Raw genomic sequence first — 18264 nt, 5'->3', positions numbered from 1 at the left:
TGTGGAGGACGGTGCCTGTCACTGCCCGATATATGAAAGAATTTGTCGAATGTTTCTCTCTTCACTATTGTTTTGATATTAGGCAGTTATAAAAGAGGGATATGCTGTTTAGTAGCGAACTTTGTAGGAGTTATACCATAACAAAATTCATATTAAAGGAGATGGTTTACCGTGTCGTTTATCGAAGTGAACGAAACACCGCTCTATTATGAAGATTATGGTCCAAAGGATGCACCGGTTTTGGTTTTTAGTCATTCGTTATTTTTTAACTCAGATATGTTTCAACATCAGGTGGAGCATTTTTCAAAAGACTATAGAGTCATTTGCTATGACCACCGCGGTCAAGGGAATAGCGGGAGGTCTTCTTTAGCAAACCTCGATATGGATACGCTTACAAATGATGCTGCTGCGTTGATTGAAAGTCTTGGGATTGAGAAGTGTCATTTTATCGGTAATTCGATGGGTGGTTTCATAGCTCTAAGACTTGCGGCTAGAAGGCCGGATCTTCTTCATTCGTGCGTTGTTCTTGGAAGCTCTGGTGAAGCAGAGTACAAGAAAGAGGAGTTCCAGCCGCTTGTTACACAGCTTCAGAAGAATGGGGCGGAGGAAGTTGTGGATACGCTGATGTACATCATGTTTGGTGATGCATCGCTTGGGTCGATGGAATTCGAAAGAGAGCGTACCTACTGGAGAGATTATATGAAAAAACTTGAGCCATCCATAGGGGATGCGGCTCACCAGGTTATTCATCGAAAGAGTGTGCTTGAGGAGCTGGAAGGCGTAACCGTGCCGGTTCTTGCTGTTGCAGGCGAGCAAGATCATGCGTATACGATTAAACTGTCCGAGAACATTGCGAAAGCAGTTGAGAATGGACGATGCGAGGTTATAGGTAGAGCGGGTCATTCGGTAGCGCTTGAGAAGTCTCCGGAAGTGAATAAAGTGTTGGAGAAGCATCTTGTAAGATTGAAGGTTCGTCAGGGAACTTAAATATTTATACTTAATGGAGAGAATTCTCCATCTAATGTTTGGAAGAATTTTATTTCATAGAATGATTTTGAGAGCCTCGGTTTGATCGAGGCTCTCTTTTTATTTGGGGGTAGAAACGATTAGGATGTGATCGGAAGATAGGGGAATAATGTAATGGTATTTGTAGCAAAATAATTAGGTAGGTATACCATTTGTTGGGAGGTTCTTAGTGATGTGGAAGAAAAGAAACGGTTTTTGGAGTTTAGTGACTGCTGCTCTCCTATTGCTTACTTTTTCTACGAGAGCAAGAAGAGGAACTAGAAAAGCCATTCTTAAAGGAGCGGATGCAGCAATTGACTTAACGGATCAATGGAGAGGGAAGGCTTCTAAAACGACTATGAGAAGTGAAGATGATATCGAAGTGCCACGATATCCTTCGTATGTAGGTTATGAAGCGAATCGAGAATTAAACGATAGAAAGGGTGCGGAGAAGGTTCGTAAAGTAAACCCCACTCGCTTCAAGAACGCTAAAAACGTTATGAACGATGAAGTGATGCCTTATCATATGGCGGAGATTGCTGAGGAGTTCGATTTAAATTAAGAGGTGCCTGTCACCGCCCGAACTGTGCAATTATTTGTCGAATGAAACAGAGCCCGCTCTCGGGGAGAGAAGGGCTCTGTTTGTGTATGATCGACCTATTGCGAGAATAAGTTATGGCTTTAATAAGATGCCATCTAATATCTTGTCCCACATCAACGTGTTATCTGGTTGGTTAGGCACTTTCAGAATACAAATATCCTCCATCGGAAGGTGTGTATCCTGAACGATTTCGAGGTTTGGATCAGGGGTGAGCAAGAGAATATGAACTGATCCGTTTACGCACTTCTTTAACGTTTGTTGCATTTCGATCGCTTCTGCATAGTTACCAGACCATCTGATAAATAGAATGGAGGAAGCCTGTTGTAATTGCAGAAGAAATCGTTCAATCCGTCGCTCTAGCTTCTGTCGATAGGCCGGGTAGGTATCGCTCCATTCTTTATTAGGAAGAATGGGGAAATCATGAACAGACAGCATATTATTATGCGTATCTTGAACAAAATAAGCTTTTGAATTTTGAGCAACTTCGTTATCGTCGAGGAAGTTTGCTTGTCCATCTATGCGTTGTAAATTTTCTAGTAACATGAAATCTTTAAACTGATTTTGAATCACTCGATTAATGTCAGATAGTTTCGGAGTAACTATCCAGTCAAAAGGCATTGAAAATTTCCTTAAGTGATTTCTTCTTAGATGACCTGCAGGACTGCATGAACTACCCAAACTCACGATAAGATCGTACGGTTTTTTAACCTCGTCTAAATTCAATAAAGCACCTCCTATAAAATGAATTACTACTAGTAGATGCTTTATTGACCGAGTTGGTTTGTGTTGGTACCTAAAATGTTGATAAGTGGATGTTGAAATCGAAGTAAAGGAAGATTTCTATTCCACTTCCACCGCAACTGCCCTCACAGGTGATCCATCCAATCCTTCAAGTTTTAACGGCAGCGCAATGATGAGAGGATTTTCAAAATCGATCTGGTCGAGGTTACATAAATTCTCTCCGATAATACCGTTGTTGGAGGTAATAGCTTCATGAACTGGAAATGTTGAACCACCTGGTTGATCAACATTAAGCGCATCAACAAAGAAAGTGGTGACGCCTTTTTCTAATAGTGTATTAATAATGTCGACAGATAGGTAAGGGTAGTTAAAATAAGTCTGTGTTCCTATATGTTTAGACCAACCTGTATGGAAAAGAGCGATCGTTCCTGGAGCGATGCTATCGATTTGGTGTGCTACATCGTTTAATGTGATTTGTTCGCCTGGCTCTTTGCCTGTTACATCAATGACGTGGCCGGGTCCCATCACCTTCGTTAAACTTGATTGATCGATGGGATCGCCATCTTTCTGGAAGTGGAAAGGGGCATCAAGGTGTGTGCCGGTATGTGTGCCGATATTCATTTGGGTCACCTGATATCCGTCTTTGTCATGCTCCGCTACAGGATAGATGTTCGGTTTCGGATCACCTGGGAAAACAGGCGTATCGTTATGAACTGGAATCGAGAGATCAATGATTTTTTTGAAATTCATTTGGGACTCCTCCTTCTTAAACAAACGTTTGATTAAAGGTGAGAATAGCAGGATACGTCTACAGTCTTTCCTTTTCTTCAGTTTGTCATGAAGTTTGTTTGATCACAAGTTATGCCATGTTTGAGTCTCCTCCGACATTCCTGTAAAATACCTAATCAGACAAACGACGAAAAGGTGTAAGATATGAAATCAATGATTGTAATTGGATCTGGTATTTTAGGAGCGTCAACGGCTTATCATCTGGCTAAGCAGGGAGCGGATGTGATGCTCGTTGATCGGAAAGATGCAGGACAGGCGACAGAAGCGGCGGCTGGGATTGTATGTCCATGGCTAACGAATCGACGTGGAGGGGCTTTCTATCGTCTCGTTGAAGCTGGGGCGCGTTATTATCCGGAATTAATTGAAGAGTTGAGAAAAGATGGCGAAATAGATACGGGCTACGCTCGCGTTGGCGCGATTAACATTTATTCAGGTGAGGCGAAGCTTGAGAGAAAGCTTGCGCTTGCGATGGAGCGACGGAAGGATACGCCTGAAATGGGAGAGGTGTCACGGCTTTCAGCTGCTGAAACAAATGCGCTGTTTCCTCCGCTTTCAGATCATTACGCCGCTGTTCATGTGAGTGGGGCAGCACGTGTAAATGGCGGAGCTTTACGAAATGCACTCATTCGAGGAGCAAAAAATCACGGTGCGAAGGTGATTCATGGGGATGCCTCACTTTTATGGGTTGATGCGAAGGTCAACGGAGTCGAGGTGAATGGCGAGAACTATTTTGCGAACAATGTGATTGTCACTGGAGGTGCTTGGGCGCGTGAACTGCTTCAGCCACTTGGGATGAAGTTCCTCGTTTCACCTCAAAAAGCCCAGATTGTGCATCTCGATCTGCCTGAAACGGATACAGGAAAATGGCCAATCGTCATGCCACCTTTTATTCAGTATTTCCTACCATTTGAAAATGGGCGAATTGTCGTCGGGTCCACACAGGAAGACCAGGCTGGCTTTGATCTGCGCGTTACAATGGGGGGGGTTCAGCATATTATTGATCGTGCGTTGAAAGTGGCTCCGGGTCTATCGGATAGTACGTATGTGGAGACGAAGGTAGGCTTCAGGCCGTTTACGCCAGGGAATGTTCCGATTGCAGGAGCGGTTCCTAGCGTGAGAGGACTGCTGGTGGCGAATGGTCTTGGAGCTTCGGGATTAACGAGTGGACCGTTTCTTGGCGCTGAGCTTGCGCGGTTGGTGCTTGGGGAGAGGAATGAGTTGGATCTAGGAGAGTATCATCCTGGGAGTGCGTTTGGGTGAGCTGTCTCGTTTGTGGAGAAGAATTTGATAAATGACCGAAAAATAAAAATATTCTAAAGAAAACCTTTTCATCCAAGGGAGCTTCCTATATAATGGGAAAATCTCTGAGGTATGAAGAGGTTTCTTTTTTTATGGATTTTTTGAGATTCGGAAATAGTGCTTAGCTTATTCATCTCTACATAAATCGAAAGGAGCTTTTATAACAATGACAACTGACTACTTACATTATCCCTATGCTTCTCAGCGCATGACAACAGTAGCGAACAAAGGAATGGTGGCCACCTCCCAGCCGCTAGCGGCACAGGCAGGACTAGATCTGTTGAAAAAGGGAGGGAATGCGATTGATGCGGCGATTGCGACTGCGGCAGTATTGACGGTAGTGGAGCCGACGTCGAACGGGATCGGCGGAGATGCGTTTGCTCTTGTTTGGACGAAGGGTGAATTGCACGGTTTGAATGGAAGTGGACCTTCGCCACAATCGATCTCCATTGATTCAGTCAAAGAACGTGGGTATAATGAAATTCCGAAATACGGTTGGATTCCTGTTACTGTGCCAGGCGTTCCGGCATCGTGGGCTGCTTTGTCGAAACGATTTGGGAAACTTTCCTTAAAAGAGGCGCTTGCGCCGGCGATTCACTATGCTGAGGAAGGTTTTCCGGTTTCTCCGATTTTAAGTAAGTTTTGGAAGAATGCTTATGCGCATTTTGAAAAAGAGTTAAAGAAAGAAGAGTTTCAGCACTGGTTTGAAACGTTTGCACCGGACGGTCGTCCGCCTGAAGTAGGCGAGGTTTGGAAGTCGATGGGTCACGCGGAGACGTTAAGGCAAATCGCAGAAACCGATGCCGCTTCTTTTTATAAGGGAGAAATTGCAGATAAGATTGATGCTTTTTCGAAAGCGTATAATGGGTATTTGACGAAGGAAGATCTTTCGGGGTTTGCACCTGAGTGGGTCGATCCGATTTCGGTTCAGTATCGCGGATATGACGTTTGGGAGATCCCGCCGAATGGGCAAGGACTGATTGCGTTATCTGCGCTGAATATCGTAAAAGGGTTTGATTTTGATCATAAAGATTCCGTCGATACCTATCATAAGCAAATTGAAGCGATGAAGCTTGCTTTTGCGGATGGACAGAAGTACATTACTGACGAGCAGGAGATGTCAGTCGCGGTTCAGGATTTGCTCTCGCCTGCTTACGGTGAAAGTCGCCGTCAGTTAATTGGTAATGAAGCGCTTTTGCCATCTCCTGGCCATCCTCCAAAAGGTGGTACTGTCTATTTAGCGACGGCTGATGATGAAGGAAACATGGTCTCGTTTATTCAGAGTAATTATATGGGCTTTGGTTCAGGACTTGTGGTGCCAGGCACCGGGATTGCACTCCAAAATCGCGGGCATAATTTTTCGATGGATCCTGAGCATGACAATGCGCTAAAAGGTGGAAAGCGGACGTATCACACGATCATTCCTGGATTTCTCAGTAAAGATGGTAATGCGGTTGGACCCTTTGGTGTGATGGGAGGCTTTATGCAGCCGCAGGGTCATTTACAAGTGATTACGAATCTGATTGATTTTCATTTAAATCCGCAGTCTGCCCTTGATGCGCCGAGGTGGCAGTGGGTTGACGGGAAGCGCGTGTGGGTTGAGTCGACTTTCCCTCCTCATCTTGCCGAGGCGCTTAGCCGAAAAGGTCATCAAATCGAAGTTCAGTTGGAAAAGGGTGCGTTCGGCCGCGGACAAATTATCTGGCGTGATCAGCAGTCAGGTACTTTATTTGGAGGCACAGAATCAAGAACAGACGGAACGATCGCCGCTTATTAAAAGGGGCGTGAGGTTTCGGAAGGTGGTGAGTCATGCAACAGTGGCATCTTTTTCTCGCTTTTTTTAGAGTGGGAATGCTTGGGTACGGAGGAGGACCTTCTTCTATTCCACTGGTACATAAAGAGGTAGTTGAGAAATACAAATGGATGGATGACGATGAATTTGCGGACATTCTCGCTTTAGGAAATTCACTCCCTGGTCCAATTGCGACAAAAATGGCGGGGTATATTGGGCATCGAGTGGCAGGAATTACGGGGATGCTGAATGCTGTGCTGGCAACGATTGTGCCGACGATCGCAATTATGATTTTCTTACTAACGTTTCTATCCACGTTTCGAGAAAAAGCATGGGTACAGGGGATGACGCAGGCCGTTGTTCCAGTGGTTGGTGTTATGCTAGCCGTGTTAACGTATGATTTTTTCAGAAAAGCACAGGGCAACTTAGGGTGGGTTTTAACAATTGCGTTGACGGTTGCTTCCTTTTTATTTATTGAAATTGCGGGGATACATCCGGGGATTGTAATAGGATGTTTGCTGCTTTATGCGTTGCTTAAGCCGACTCGTAATGCTGGGAAGTCCGATGATGATCAGGTGAGAAAGGGGCCGTCCTCATGATTTACTGGGATATCTTTGTGGCGTTTTTCATACCTGGAATTGTTGGTTACGGAGGCGGACCTGCGTCTATCCCGCTTGTAGAAAATGAAGTTGTTGGTCGGTTCGGCTGGATGAGTGTGAATGAATTTAGTGAAATGCTAGCGATGGCCAATGCGCTACCTGGACCAATTGCGACGAAAATGGCAGGTTACATAGGGTTTCAGCAGGGAGGGGTTCTTGGCGCATTTGTTGGTGTGTTTGCGACAGTGGCACCTTCGCTCGTTCTGATGATTGTCCTACTGAGTTTATTAAATCGGTTTAAGAACTCACCAAAAGTGAAGAAAATGACGGCCCTCATTCGCCCGACGATTGCGATCTTGCTTGGCGTGATGGCGTTTCAGTTCTTTGCTAGTTCATATGAAGGTGCGGGGCTGGTTCAAACGATCTTTCTGATTGTGGCTAGTTTTGTACTGATGGAGAAGATGAAAGTGCATCCAGCGTTTGTGATTGTCGGGGCACTGGCGTATGGGGCAGTGTTTCTGGGGTAGGAGCGGGTTCGCTGGATCGCGAGTTAGCGAGTGCCTGTCACCGCCCGAATTAGCGCGAATAAAGTCGAGTTTTGCGGAAAAACAATTCCTTCTAAAAAGGAATTGTTCTTCCGCATTTTTGGATTTGGATATAAGAATAAGGAAGTCTTGCCACGCAAGGTTGCAGTTTCATACGAGTAGGTTTAAAATATGAGTATACTCATAAATGAGCGCAGTCATAAATTAACTGAGCTGTTAGGAGGTTATGATGAGCGGACTACGTGAACAAAAGAAGCAGGCAACGAGAAAGACGATCATGGAGGTAGCGAAAGGTCTTTTTCTTGAAAAAGGATATGAAGCGACATCAACAGAGCTTGTAGCAAGGAGGGCCGGGATCGGTTCAGGAACGTTATTTAATTACTTTCCTTCTAAAGCAGAGCTTCTCGTTGAAGTGATGCGAGCGGAATTTACAGGTATGGAAGAGAGGATGGATCTAAGTTTTGAAGTTCAGGAGACAGCTGAAGCTACCGTTCGAAATTATTTAACGAAGCGTTTGGAAGGCTTCAGTTTGCTAGAGAAGAAGCTTTTTCGAGAATTGATTGTGGCGTCATTGAATGCTTATCAAAGTAAACCAGAATTCCTGCAAAGCTTGATGCAGCTCGATTTTATGTTTATTGAAGAGCTGGTTGAACTTCTTAAGGAAATAAGGCGACTAGGTAAGCTTCGGGATCATTTCGAAGTAGAAATTGCCGCTGAGCTTATTTATAGCTCAGTGATGTTTGAAACGCTTATTTACCTTTACCAGGAGGAGCGCAGTCTTGAAGAAGTGTTAGAGCAAACGGGTCGTAAGCTTACATTTATTTTAAAGTGAGGTGAATCGTGATGGACGTATGTATTGTGGGTGGCGGTATTGCAGGATTAACCCTTGCTTATTGTTTGAGTGAAAGAGGAGATCAAGTCACGATTGTTGAGAAATCTCCTTCGATACGAACGGAAGGCTATATGATTGATTTCTTTGGAGCAGGTTATGACGTGGCTGAAAAGCTGGGCATGCTCGATGATTTAAGTCGTATTCATTATCCGATCGATTCTCTTTCTTTTTTGAAGGGAAATGGCTCGGAGAAATACAGGGTTTCCTATCAGTCTCTGCGTGAGTTATTAAATCAAAAGCACTTCAATTTTATGCGCGGAGATCTTGAGACAGTGCTTTATGAGAAGGTTCGAGAACAGGTTACGTTTCGGTTTGGGGTATCTCCAGAGCGAATTGAACAGGATGCGGAAAAGGCGCATGTGAGTCTCTCAGATGGTACGAAACTTACATGTGATTTAGTTGTAGGTGCGGACGGTATGCGATCGAAAGTGCGCTCTCTTTCGTTTAAGGAAGAGAAGGAGCCAATTCGCTACATGGGTTATTATACAGCGGCTTATATTGTTGAAGACCCTGCTTTTCTTGAAAAAATTGATAAGAATTTTTATACGTATTCGGAACCGAATCGCCAGGTTTCTGTGTATCCGATTCGAGGCAATAAAGTGGCGACGTTTTTCTTATATCGCTATCCAGAACAACAGGGGCATGTGCAAAAGGAAAAAGCACTGGAGCAACTGAATGAATATTGTGGTCATATGAATTGGATTGTTCCAGATTTGCTCGAAGCAGGCAAAGAGGCGAAGGATTTTTACTTCGATGAGGTGTCGCAAGTAGGATTATCCCAGTGGCGAAACGGCAGGATTACTTTTGTGGGTGATTCCTGTCAGTGCATTTCGTTACTAGCCGGGCAGGGTGCTTCCATGGCGATGGCGGGAGCATATACGCTTGCAAAATCGCTTGATCAACATCCAAATGATTTGGAAGCTGCGCTTACGGATTATGAACGGTCTCTCCATCCAGATATCGATAAGCTTCAGAAGTCGGCTAGAAGGTTTGCGAGCTTCTTCTTGCCTTCTTCTTGGTGGGGGATTTTTGTTAGAGATGTATTGACGAGGGTATCGGTATGGCCGGGAGTGAGGAAGTTAGTGAACTTTAGTACGGTGCGGCTGCCGAAGTGAGTTTGCGTGAGTTCGCAAGTCGCGAGTAGTCGCGAGTGCCTGTCACCGCCCGAATTAGCACACATATTGTCGAAACTAAAGCCCGCGCTCATGTGAGCGTGGGCTTTAGGTGTGTTGTTTATTCGACTGGAATTAATTTCACCGGCCCTAGCGTTTCGATCATATCCCCATCACTGGTGAAGAAGACGAAATCCCCCGTTCCAACAATGCTATCTCCTAGTATGGTGTTTACTGTTGGTAATCCACTTGGGTTATAAACGAAGAAGTTTGTGCCTTCTCCAACGTTCGTTACTTGATACCGACCTTCTGGGATATCGCTGCCAACAATATATTGGCCGGCGCTGAGTTTAATAGGTTCTTCGTTTTTCTTTACGATGGTTTCTTCGAGTTGATCAATCTCCTTTTTCTTTGCTTTGATTGTGTCATCTAGTGTGCTCACTTTATCCTTTTTCGCTTTAATGTCATCTTCAAGCTTGCTCATTTCTTTTTTCGTGCTTTCTTTTTCTTTTTTTAGCTTTTCAATATCTGCAGAGACATTTTCCTTCTCATCGAGTAACTTTTTTACTTCCTCAGCTTTTACTTTAGCTTCTTCTAGATTCTGAGTTTCAGTCGCAAGCTGCTCTTCTGCACTGCTCATTTCATTTTGAATCGATAGAAGCTTCTCACCTTCTTCTTTCGCTGCCTTTTCAGATTCAGTAATCTCTGCTTTGATTTTCTTCAAATCCTCGGTGTAGTTTTCTTCAAGATCCGCGTTCCCAATTAACACTCCGATTAAAACGCTGACAAGGATGGTTGCGATTACGCCTCCAATGGAGAGGGTAAGGATTAGGCCTTTTTTCAACACACATTCCTCCGAACATGTCTTAGTAAGCTACTATCCTATGTATATTGCTGGGATAGGTCATTTATCACATAAAATGGCGAGTCTGTGTTTCGGAGGGACATGCTATACTGTGAAAAAAGTCATTTTACAAGAGTGTAAGGAAAGGATGAGAGATGGTGATTTTCCAAATAAAAGTAAGCCTAGTTGAGATGAAATCAAAGATTTGGAGACGACTTGAGGTAGATGATTCGATCTTTCTTAGTGAGCTACATGAATACATACAAATTGCTTTTAATTGGTCGAACGCACATCATCATTATTTTATTATAGATCATCGCGATTTATTTACATTAGGTGATGAAGAAAGTGAATTATTCATTGGTCCCACACAAGTAGATTCTCAAAACGCTGGAATGGAAATGCGTGATGAACGTAAAGTTCGGATTTCGGATGTTTTAAATGAGGAGCAGGTTTCATTAACATACGTTTATGGTTCGGAGGAGAACTGGCGGCATGAGATTTTTCTGGAAAAAGCGTTTAGCGGTCGGAAGGATGCAACTTTTCCAACATGTTTAATGGTCTATAAAGGCGCACCTGAAGAAGGGAAGCGACATCAGTATGAGCAAGGAAAAATGCCTTCTGCAGGTGAGATGAAGCGTATTAATGAGCAACTTGCTGTTTTTAGAGAGAGTGAGGTAGGTGAGCATGATCTGTGGAAAGAGCTTTTTGAACTTACGATGGCCTATAGAAAGCTTCAACCTTGGAAGTGGATTCATAGCAACGAGATGTTCATTGTAGAAATACCGGGAACGGATGAAGTTGCTTATTGTTCGGTGCTCGGGATGAATGGGCAGCACTTTGGGCTTGGCGTCCACCTTGGTAATGACGGTCTTGCTTATAAAATGGCGGTAAGGGATGGCCGTGATGATATTCAGACTGTAATTGAATATGAGCGTAGCTTATTGCTGGCGTTTCAGGCTCGCGATGAGTTAAAGACAGAGGATCTTCGGTGGATTAAAAAGCTGGGGCTTCGTTTTCGTGGTCGGCAGGAATGGCCGGTTTTTAGAAGTATGTCATCCGGATATTATCCGTGGCATTTCTCTCGAAAGGAAGTACGGACGTTTTGTGAGATCTTAAAGCAGGCGATTCACGTGGTAGAAGAGACGGAGAAGAATGACGCCTACTTGTTAGAAGGTTATGATGGGCGGTGGCGTGCACGGTTGCTGGAATCAGGTCAGTGGGTAAATGGCGTGATGAATGCTGTTATACACCCTGAAGAGGAAGAGGCGGTGCTGATTTCCGAGATTGAAATGAGGCGGATTCAGAAATATAGACAGGTGAAAATGCGTCTTGAGTTTGCATCATACTTTGAAGAAGAAGCGATTCAGGAAAGAGATGGAGAACGTCCGTTTTTTCCGAATGTTGTTCTTGGGGTTGAAGATGAAGGGGCTATGATCGTTTATTATCAGGTGTTTGAGAGAGTAGATTATGGAAAACAGCTACAGGCTGCACTAGTAGAAATGCTTAATAAACTCGGTTTCTTGCCAGCTGAAATCTGTGTGGATTCAGAACGAATTGCACTCAAGATCTCAGCTCTGACAACCAAACTCGGTATTAGATTAGTGCGTGTTAATCGTCTACTTAATGTGGAAGAGGTTAGGCGGTGACAGGCACCGCCCGATGTTTGTCCTTCTTTGTCGAACGGGTGGTATATCAGAAAGGGATCCTAGCCTCAAGAATGGTACTACTCTTTTAAAGCGAGCTCCTTTTTAGCTATAATGAATGTATGAACCGAGCCAAACAGTTGGCGGCTCAAGAGGAGAGGCTTATATGTCATCAGATAAACTCAATCATAATAAAGGTGAAGCACTATACCTTCAAATAAAAGATGTTCTGATCAAACGAATTCAAACCGGTGCCTGGAAGCCGAATACGTTGATTCCTACTGAACAGGATCTCATCAAAGAATTTGATGTAAGTCGAACGACAATCAGGCAGGCGATTTCGATTCTTGTGCAGAATGGCTTGTTAGAGAAAAAGCAGGGGCGCGGAACAGTAGTCAAACCACAGAATTTGATCGGAAATCTTGGGAAGCTTAGGGGCTTCGCTGAAGAAGTGTTGGAACGTGGACAAACTCCCCATTCAAAGGTGCTGAGAGCAGAATTTCGTGATGACCTTTACCATGAGAACGATATGCTGAAGGTAACGGAAGGTGAGCCAATCCTTCTTGTGGAACGTATTCGTTTTGCGGACGAGGTGCCGATAGCTCTTGAACGAACGTGCTGGCCAAAGGAAATTGGCGAGATTTTAATTAAATTTGATCTTAATCAGGCGATGTATTATGAAGTACTTGAACAACATCACTATTATCTCAAAAAAGCGAGTGAGCGAATCACGGCCATTAACGCCACGATCAACGAAGCAGACGCACTTGGTATTCGCCCTGGTGAAGCGCTCCTGGAAATGACGCGTCTAAGTCTTGGTATAAATGATCATCCGATCGAATATACGAGAACGAAGTACCGGAGCGATCAATATCACTATAATATTGAGCTTGAGAGGTAGAGTGAGGTCAGGAAATAAATACATCACTTATTGATAGTAATAACTGTGAACGATAAATGAAAAAGGGTTTGCTCTCCATTTGGAGAGCAAACCCTTTTTTGACTAGCCTATTTTATTGGTTTAGTTCATCTGCTTAGCAACATGATCCTCATTAAATTCTTCAAGATGCATGAGTTTTTGTAGCTTCTTAGAAAGCAAGAGCAGGATCACACCTAAACTTAGAGCAGCGACACCTAAATAAATGAAGATTTCAAGATAGCCCGCTGATGTTGTGAGTGAAGCGATGTAACCTGCAAGGTAGTTAGCAGCAGCGTTACTTAGGAACCAAACACCCATCAATAGTGAAGCGATTTTCACTGGAGACATTTTACTAACTAGAGAAAGTCCGATTGGTGAAAGCGATAGTTCGCCAAGTGTATGGAAGAAGTACGTCACAACCATAAATAGCATGCTAGCTTTCACTGCAATGTTTCCTTCATCACTACCGGTCATCATAACCGCCGGAACCATTACCATGAATCCGACACCAAGTAGGATTAAACCGAATGCCATTTTTGTAGGAATGGCAAAATCACCGCGTTTTGATTTTGCTAGTTTTAGCCAAATGGCTGAAATGATTGGTGCTAGCAATAATACAAACATGGGGTTCAGTGATTGGAAGAAGGATACTGGTACTTCGTAGCCAAAGACCGTTCTATCTATGAAATCCCTTGTATAAAGCGTAAAGGAAGCACCTGCTTGTTCGAATCCTGCCCAGAATGTAACGGTGAAAATGGCTAGGATTAGAATGACTGAAGTACGCTGCTTTTCGATTTTTGTAAGCGGCTTAGCTTTTCCTTCAATCGTTGGTGTTACACGGTTACTGGATGGTGTTCTTCCAATATTACCAAGATATTTTTTAGAAAGTAGATTAAAAGTAATTTGTCCGATAATCATCCCAATTGATGATGCTAGAAATGCATATTTAAATCCAAATGTTTCAACGCCGCCTGTATTTGTATAGAAAACATTAGCGTATAAAAGACCGGCAATTAATGGTGAAATCAAGCCACCAAGGTTAATTCCCATATAGAAAATGGTGAACGCTGAATCTTTTCGCTTATCGTTCTTACTGTATAGCTCTCCAACAAGAGTGGAAATATTAGGTTTGAAAAAACCATTACCGATAATCAGTAACAATAACCCGGTATAAAGGCCCCATTGTTCTTGGACAGCAAACAGTGTAAAATCACCGATGGCCATTGTAATACCACCAATGGTAATGGCCGTTCTTAATCCGATGAATTTATCGGTTAAATAACCACCAATTAATGGTGTGAAGTAAACAAGACCAGTGTACATACCGTAAAGCAGTAGTGCTTTATCTTGATCCATCCCCAGTCCTCCGCTAATTAACTCAGCGGTTAAATAAAGAATGAGAATTGAACGCATACCATAAAAGCTATAGCGTTCCCACATTTCTGTGATAAACAAAAGATACAAGCCAGGAGGGTGTTTTAGCTTCCCTTTTTTCGTTGGCTTCTCGTCTATGGTGGTGTCCATAATCAAACCTCCAATTTTTTATAACTTCCCCATTTTAGCAAATTATTTGTCAATTTAAAGCGTTAATGAAAAAGTGCACCTTTTTGAAATCTTTGCAAATATGTAAAAAAACAGAAGGAGGTATCACGGATTCATTGTCGATAATTGGAGGTTTTTTGATTCAATAATGCCTTTAAACCGTTAATTTGGTTGCATTTAAGAAGGAATGTAAAGATTTATGAAAAATAGACGAAGCATTCTAACGATTACAGTTGAATTAAAAAAATAAGGAGAACGACCTAGTCGTTCTCCGGTGATATTTGGTTAGCTGACAAGCTCAATATCGTATTCATCAAGCCATGCGTTGATTTGAATCAAGTAGTCGAGGAGACCTTTCACTTGATCGGTATTCAATCCTTCTGCCTCATTCGAAGCAATCGCACGAACTTTTTTCGTATCAATTAATGAAAGAATAGGGGAATCTGGATTGTCGAGAATGTCGATCATCCAATTTTGTACGCCCTCAAGATAAACTGGGTCTTTATCACTTGGATACGCACTTTTCTTACGATAAAGGACATCATCTGGAAGCGTTCCTTTTAGAGCGCGACGTAGAATTCCTTTCTCAATGTCATCGACGTTTTTGTAATCAATTGGAACGTTCCACAGGTATTCAACGATCCGATAATCACAGAAAGGTACGCGTACTTCAAAGCCTGTTTTCATACTTGCACGGTCTTTGCGATCAAGCATAAACGGTAGGAATCGTGTGATGAAAAAGTAAGACATTTGACGCTGTTTCGCTTCAAACTCACTTTCGCCTTCAAGAAATGGAATTTCTTCATAAGCTTCTGCAAAACGCTCTTTCTGGTATTGCTCAGGTTGAATTTGTTTTTTCGTTTCTTCAGAAAGCACGGAAGAAATGCCTTTTAGGTTCACGAGCCATGGATATACTTCAGCATCCAGATATTTTTCCTGATGGAACCATGGATAACCTGAGAATACCTCATCGGCAGACTCACCAGAAAGCGCCACGGTAGCATCCTTTTTCATTTCTGTGAAAAGAAGATAGAGCGATGTTTCGATTTCACCGACGCCGGGCAGATCTCGTCCTCTCATTGGTTCAAGGAGATTTGAAAGCAGCTGGTCCGCTCCGAACGTGACAGAATGATGGTCTGTTCCAACATGGTCAGACACTCGTTTGACCCACGGCTCGTCCATATCATGTCTGAGGAAATCCTTTTGGAAGTGATCTTCGTTTTGGTCGAAATCGATCGAGTAAGTTCCTAGCTTTTTGTCTGATTGTTTGAATTCTTGAGCGGCAAGACTTGTTAGGCCACTAGAATCAAGTCCTCCTGAAAGCATCGAAACAACAGGCATATCAGAGATGAGCTGACGTTGAACAGTATCTGTTAAAAGCTCACGAATTGTTTCAGTAGTTTTATCAACATCATCTGTATGAGGCTTTGATTCTAACTTCCAATAGCGGTGCTCTTCGATGGAATCGGCTGTTGCGATCACGTAATGCCCAGGACGAACTTCATCAATCCCTTTGAAAATAGCCTGTCCAGGTGTTCGCATAGGTCCCATTCCGAAAACTTCAGCAAGGCCTTTACGGTCGACTTGTGGTTGCACGGATGGGTGCGCGAGAATCGCTTTCATTTCAGAGCCATAGAAGAGTGAATCGCCCTGTTTTGAATAGAAAAGCGGCTTGACACCGAGGTGGTCACGGCCAAGGAAAAGCTGTTGTTCTTTTTTATCCCAGATCGCAAATGAGAAGATGCCGTTAAAATGTTTCACGCATTCTTCTTTCCATTCCATGTAAGCGTGTAGGACAACTTCTGTATCTGAGTTAGAAGTGAACGTATGTCCTTTCTGCTGTAGTTCCTGTGTTAATTCTCGATAATTGTAGAGTTCCCCGTTATACGTAAGAACAAGTTGTTGATCTGATGACGTCATCGGCTGTTTACCGCCGCGAGGATCAATAACGATCAAACGACGATGAGCGAGTGCCGCCTGTTCTGATAGCCAGAATCCTTCTTCATCAGGTCCACGGTGAGCAATAGAATCTGCCATTTTCTTTAGCGTATCTTGCTCCGTTGAGAGGTCACCAGACCAATTAATCCAACCTGTAATGCCACACATAACAATTCCTTCTTTCTTAATAGATTGCTTGAATTTCTAAAGTACTTTCCAATCGTATTCCTCTTATTTGGGGAGGGTCAACATGTGAAAGAGCCTGTAAAAATGGTTTTATTTTCCTTGGTTGGAAAAACAGTAGTGTAATAGTCTTGCTCTTTAGGAAGAGGTGGGAAATAATGGTGCCTGTCACCGCCCGAAAAAACTCAAGTTTTGTCGATCACTTCTCCCGTGCGTTGCCTACTTGTGGACAATTAATTTCAAGCAGTGATAAAATTAATAAGATGTGGATAAGTATGACAGGGAGAGGAGGGTTTGAGATGAGACAGGTGCTACTGCTGATGTTATTTGGTTTTCTCGTGTTTATATATCCAGCACAGCAATTAAATCAATATGATTATCATTCTGCCGATAAACCGACGATCAGTGAATTTGCTTATCTCCCAGATGCAAAGTTGATTCCTCCCCCGACGTCAGTTTCACTTCAGAAACAAAAGCTCATTGGCCCTTTTGTTCCGTTTACGAGTGAGCAGAACTTTCAGGATCATCTTACATATCCTCAAAAAAACATGATGCAAATAGAAGCTTTTCCTGATGCGAGAGGCTTCCTGAATGTATATGCTGTTCACTCTAATTACCTCATCAACCTTCTATAAACAATCATTCACTAATAGCAATGATGCCGAACTACTATGTCATTTTCTTGAAAATTTTAAAATGGTGAATGCCCATAGTTGAGCGAAATAATGATGGCAAAGCAAGCTTGAACGTTTCGGATGGGCTGTTCTTTTAACCCTCCCAATTATGGGGAGGATTAAGCTCTCAGGGAACTGTCTAGTCATCGTGTACTGCAGTTAGTGTTATCTTATTTTAAATAAGTACAATGTTTTGATAGATAAAGAGGAGGCAATATTTTGAGTGAAAGTAAACCGTTAGAAGAGTTAATTAATGAAACGAAAATTCATAAAAAAACACCGCTTCAAGAAAAAGCGAGAAGAACGTTTATGATTACATTAGGTGCCGTTATTATGGCTGTTGGTCTAGAAGTTTTTCTAGTACCCAATCAGGTTATTGACGGAGGGATTGTTGGTATTTCCATTATGCTCTCCCATTTAAGTGGCATTAGCTTAGGAATTTTCTTATTCGTTCTTAACCTTCCGTTTATTTATATTGGCTACAAACAAATTGGCAAGACGTTCGCTTTCTCAACGCTGTACGGTATCGTGATTTTATCCATATCGACTGCGCTATTGCATCCTGTCCCGGCTTTTACTGATGACATTCTCTTAGCCACATTGTTTGGCGGAGTGGTCCTTGGAATTGGGGTCGGAATGGTCATTCGTTTTGGTGGATCACTTGATGGAACAGAAATTCTTGCGATTCTTGCGAGTAAAAAGCTTCCGTTCTCTGTTGGAGAAATTATCATGTTCGCGAACCTGTTCATTCTTGGTAGCGCAGGATTCGTATTCAGCTTTGATCGCGCGATGTATTCATTGCTCGCCTACTATGTTGCTTATAAAATGATCGATATTACGATCAAAGGTCTTGATGAATCAAAGTCCGTTTGGATTATTAGTGATAACCATAAAGAACTCGGCGATGCTATTTTAAGCCGCTTAGGCAGAGGGGTAACCTATTTGCACGGCGAGGGTGCTTTTTCTGGTGATGATAAGAAAGTGATTTTCTGTGTGATCACTCGACTAGAAGAAGCGAAATTAAAAGACATTGTCGCTGACCATGATGATTCGGCTTTCCTTGCGATGGCCGATATTGCAGAAGTAAGAGGCGGTCGCTTTAAGAAAAAAGATATACATTAGTGATGATATAAAAGTCGTTTG

General features: G+C 43.0%; 17 protein-coding genes. 12 read left to right on the top strand and 5 right to left on the bottom strand.

Translation table 11 applies throughout. The annotated features are described in order from the left end of the window. Nucleotides 1–171 precede the first annotated feature (171 nt). Both AC0VYV_RS19865 and AC0VYV_RS19860 read left to right on the top strand, forming a co-directional pair. Nucleotides 172–987, top strand: a complete 816-nt coding sequence (locus AC0VYV_RS19865) for an alpha/beta fold hydrolase (protein ID WP_475372985.1) — start codon at nucleotides 172–174, stop codon at nucleotides 985–987. Nucleotides 988–1198: 211 nt separating this feature from the next. Then, on the top strand, nucleotides 1199–1567 hold the full coding sequence (locus AC0VYV_RS19860) for a hypothetical protein (RefSeq protein ID WP_475368057.1): 369 nt from the start codon (nucleotides 1199–1201) through the stop codon (nucleotides 1565–1567). 111 nt (nucleotides 1568–1678) lie between these two features. Here the strand turns inward: AC0VYV_RS19860 and AC0VYV_RS19855 are convergent, their stop codons facing one another. Both AC0VYV_RS19855 and AC0VYV_RS19850 read right to left on the bottom strand, forming a co-directional pair. Continuing rightward, complete coding sequence (locus AC0VYV_RS19855; RefSeq protein ID WP_475374156.1) at nucleotides 1679–2329, bottom strand: DUF1796 family putative cysteine peptidase; 651 nt, start codon at nucleotides 2327–2329, stop codon at nucleotides 1679–1681. A gap of 117 nt (nucleotides 2330–2446) precedes the next feature. Beyond that, nucleotides 2447–3097, bottom strand: a complete 651-nt coding sequence (locus AC0VYV_RS19850) for a cyclase family protein (RefSeq protein WP_475368055.1) — start codon at nucleotides 3095–3097, stop codon at nucleotides 2447–2449. A 183-nt stretch (nucleotides 3098–3280) separates the two neighbouring features. Between AC0VYV_RS19850 and AC0VYV_RS19845 the strand changes: the two genes are divergently transcribed. The 6 genes from AC0VYV_RS19845 (at nucleotide 3281) to AC0VYV_RS19820 (ending at nucleotide 9378) form a co-directional block, all read left to right on the top strand. Continuing rightward, nucleotides 3281–4396, top strand: coding sequence for an NAD(P)/FAD-dependent oxidoreductase (locus AC0VYV_RS19845; RefSeq protein ID WP_475368054.1), 1116 nt, complete (start codon nucleotides 3281–3283; stop codon nucleotides 4394–4396). 205 nt (nucleotides 4397–4601) lie between these two features. After that, nucleotides 4602–6212 carry a gamma-glutamyltransferase family protein gene (locus AC0VYV_RS19840; RefSeq protein WP_475368053.1) on the top strand — a complete coding sequence of 537 codons (1611 nt, stop codon included), beginning with the start codon at nucleotides 4602–4604 and terminating at the stop codon, nucleotides 6210–6212. A gap of 32 nt (nucleotides 6213–6244) precedes the next feature. Then, nucleotides 6245–6826, top strand: coding sequence for a chromate transporter (locus tag AC0VYV_RS19835; protein WP_475368052.1), 582 nt, complete (start codon nucleotides 6245–6247; stop codon nucleotides 6824–6826). Further along, nucleotides 6823–7353 (top strand): chromate transporter, encoded by a 531-nt coding sequence (locus AC0VYV_RS19830; RefSeq protein WP_159785525.1) that lies wholly within the window; start codon nucleotides 6823–6825, stop codon nucleotides 7351–7353. Before AC0VYV_RS19835 ends, AC0VYV_RS19830 begins: the two co-directional genes overlap by 4 nt. Before the next feature lie 247 nt (nucleotides 7354–7600). After that, on the top strand, nucleotides 7601–8203 hold the full coding sequence (locus AC0VYV_RS19825; RefSeq protein ID WP_475368051.1) for a TetR/AcrR family transcriptional regulator: 603 nt from the start codon (nucleotides 7601–7603) through the stop codon (nucleotides 8201–8203). 11 nt (nucleotides 8204–8214) lie between these two features. Further along, a complete protein-coding gene (locus AC0VYV_RS19820; RefSeq protein ID WP_475368050.1) occupies nucleotides 8215–9378 on the top strand; it encodes an FAD-dependent oxidoreductase in 1164 nt (387 codons plus the stop codon). Between the two features lie 118 nt (nucleotides 9379–9496). On the opposite strand, the gene AC0VYV_RS19815 is transcribed toward AC0VYV_RS19820, so the two are convergent. Next, nucleotides 9497–10219, bottom strand: a complete 723-nt coding sequence (locus tag AC0VYV_RS19815) for a zinc ribbon domain-containing protein (protein ID WP_475374155.1) — start codon at nucleotides 10217–10219, stop codon at nucleotides 9497–9499. A 158-nt stretch (nucleotides 10220–10377) separates the two neighbouring features. Here AC0VYV_RS19815 and AC0VYV_RS19810 point away from each other — a divergent pair, with 158 nt between their 5' ends. After that, nucleotides 10378–11868, top strand: coding sequence for a plasmid pRiA4b ORF-3 family protein (locus tag AC0VYV_RS19810; RefSeq protein WP_475374154.1), 1491 nt, complete (start codon nucleotides 10378–10380; stop codon nucleotides 11866–11868). Between the two features lie 163 nt (nucleotides 11869–12031). Continuing rightward, nucleotides 12032–12766 (top strand): GntR family transcriptional regulator, encoded by a 735-nt coding sequence (locus AC0VYV_RS19805; RefSeq protein WP_430243270.1) that lies wholly within the window; start codon nucleotides 12032–12034, stop codon nucleotides 12764–12766. 120 nt (nucleotides 12767–12886) lie between these two features. Here the strand turns inward: AC0VYV_RS19805 and AC0VYV_RS19800 are convergent, their stop codons facing one another. Next, complete coding sequence (locus AC0VYV_RS19800) at nucleotides 12887–14308, bottom strand: peptide MFS transporter (RefSeq protein ID WP_194218583.1); 1422 nt, start codon at nucleotides 14306–14308, stop codon at nucleotides 12887–12889. 303 nt (nucleotides 14309–14611) lie between these two features. After that, nucleotides 14612–16432 carry an asparagine synthase (glutamine-hydrolyzing) gene (gene asnB, locus AC0VYV_RS19795; protein ID WP_475374153.1) on the bottom strand — a complete coding sequence of 607 codons (1821 nt, stop codon included), beginning with the start codon at nucleotides 16430–16432 and terminating at the stop codon, nucleotides 14612–14614. Nucleotides 16433–16746: 314 nt separating this feature from the next. Here asnB and AC0VYV_RS19790 point away from each other — a divergent pair, with 314 nt between their 5' ends. After that, nucleotides 16747–17082 (top strand): hypothetical protein, encoded by a 336-nt coding sequence (locus AC0VYV_RS19790; RefSeq protein ID WP_475368045.1) that lies wholly within the window; start codon nucleotides 16747–16749, stop codon nucleotides 17080–17082. A gap of 348 nt (nucleotides 17083–17430) precedes the next feature. Next, nucleotides 17431–18243: a YitT family protein gene (locus tag AC0VYV_RS19785; protein ID WP_194219568.1), complete on the top strand. Its 813-nt coding sequence runs from the start codon at nucleotides 17431–17433 to the stop codon at nucleotides 18241–18243. The last annotated feature ends 21 nt before the right edge of the window (nucleotides 18244–18264 follow it).

Source organism: Anaerobacillus sp. QJM3NY_17 (genome assembly GCF_056173665.1).
Note: the sequence above shows the minus strand (reverse complement) of the source record. Positions and strands in the feature narration are given on the sequence as shown.

Excerpts from the sequence above, each read along its gene's own strand:
- AC0VYV_RS19860 (WP_475368057.1), top strand. The coding sequence starts at position 1,199 with ATGTGGAAGAAAAGAAACGGTTTTTGGAGTTTAGTGACTGCTGCTCTC.
- AC0VYV_RS19850 (WP_475368055.1), bottom strand. The coding sequence starts at position 3,097 with ATGAATTTCAAAAAAATCATTGATCTCTCGATTCCAGTTCATAACGAT.
- AC0VYV_RS19845 (WP_475368054.1), top strand. The coding sequence starts at position 3,281 with ATGAAATCAATGATTGTAATTGGATCTGGTATTTTAGGAGCGTCAACG.
- AC0VYV_RS19840 (WP_475368053.1), top strand. The coding sequence starts at position 4,602 with ATGACAACTGACTACTTACATTATCCCTATGCTTCTCAGCGCATGACA.
- AC0VYV_RS19835 (WP_475368052.1), top strand. The coding sequence starts at position 6,245 with ATGCAACAGTGGCATCTTTTTCTCGCTTTTTTTAGAGTGGGAATGCTT.
- AC0VYV_RS19830 (WP_159785525.1), top strand. The coding sequence starts at position 6,823 with ATGATTTACTGGGATATCTTTGTGGCGTTTTTCATACCTGGAATTGTT.
- AC0VYV_RS19825 (WP_475368051.1), top strand. The coding sequence starts at position 7,601 with ATGAGCGGACTACGTGAACAAAAGAAGCAGGCAACGAGAAAGACGATC.
- AC0VYV_RS19820 (WP_475368050.1), top strand. The coding sequence starts at position 8,215 with ATGGACGTATGTATTGTGGGTGGCGGTATTGCAGGATTAACCCTTGCT.
- AC0VYV_RS19805 (WP_430243270.1), top strand. The coding sequence starts at position 12,032 with ATGTCATCAGATAAACTCAATCATAATAAAGGTGAAGCACTATACCTT.
- AC0VYV_RS19800 (WP_194218583.1), bottom strand. The coding sequence starts at position 14,308 with ATGGACACCACCATAGACGAGAAGCCAACGAAAAAAGGGAAGCTAAAA.
- asnB (WP_475374153.1), bottom strand. The coding sequence starts at position 16,432 with ATGTGTGGCATTACAGGTTGGATTAATTGGTCTGGTGACCTCTCAACG.
- AC0VYV_RS19790 (WP_475368045.1), top strand. The coding sequence starts at position 16,747 with ATGAGACAGGTGCTACTGCTGATGTTATTTGGTTTTCTCGTGTTTATA.
- AC0VYV_RS19785 (WP_194219568.1), top strand. The coding sequence starts at position 17,431 with ATGATTACATTAGGTGCCGTTATTATGGCTGTTGGTCTAGAAGTTTTT.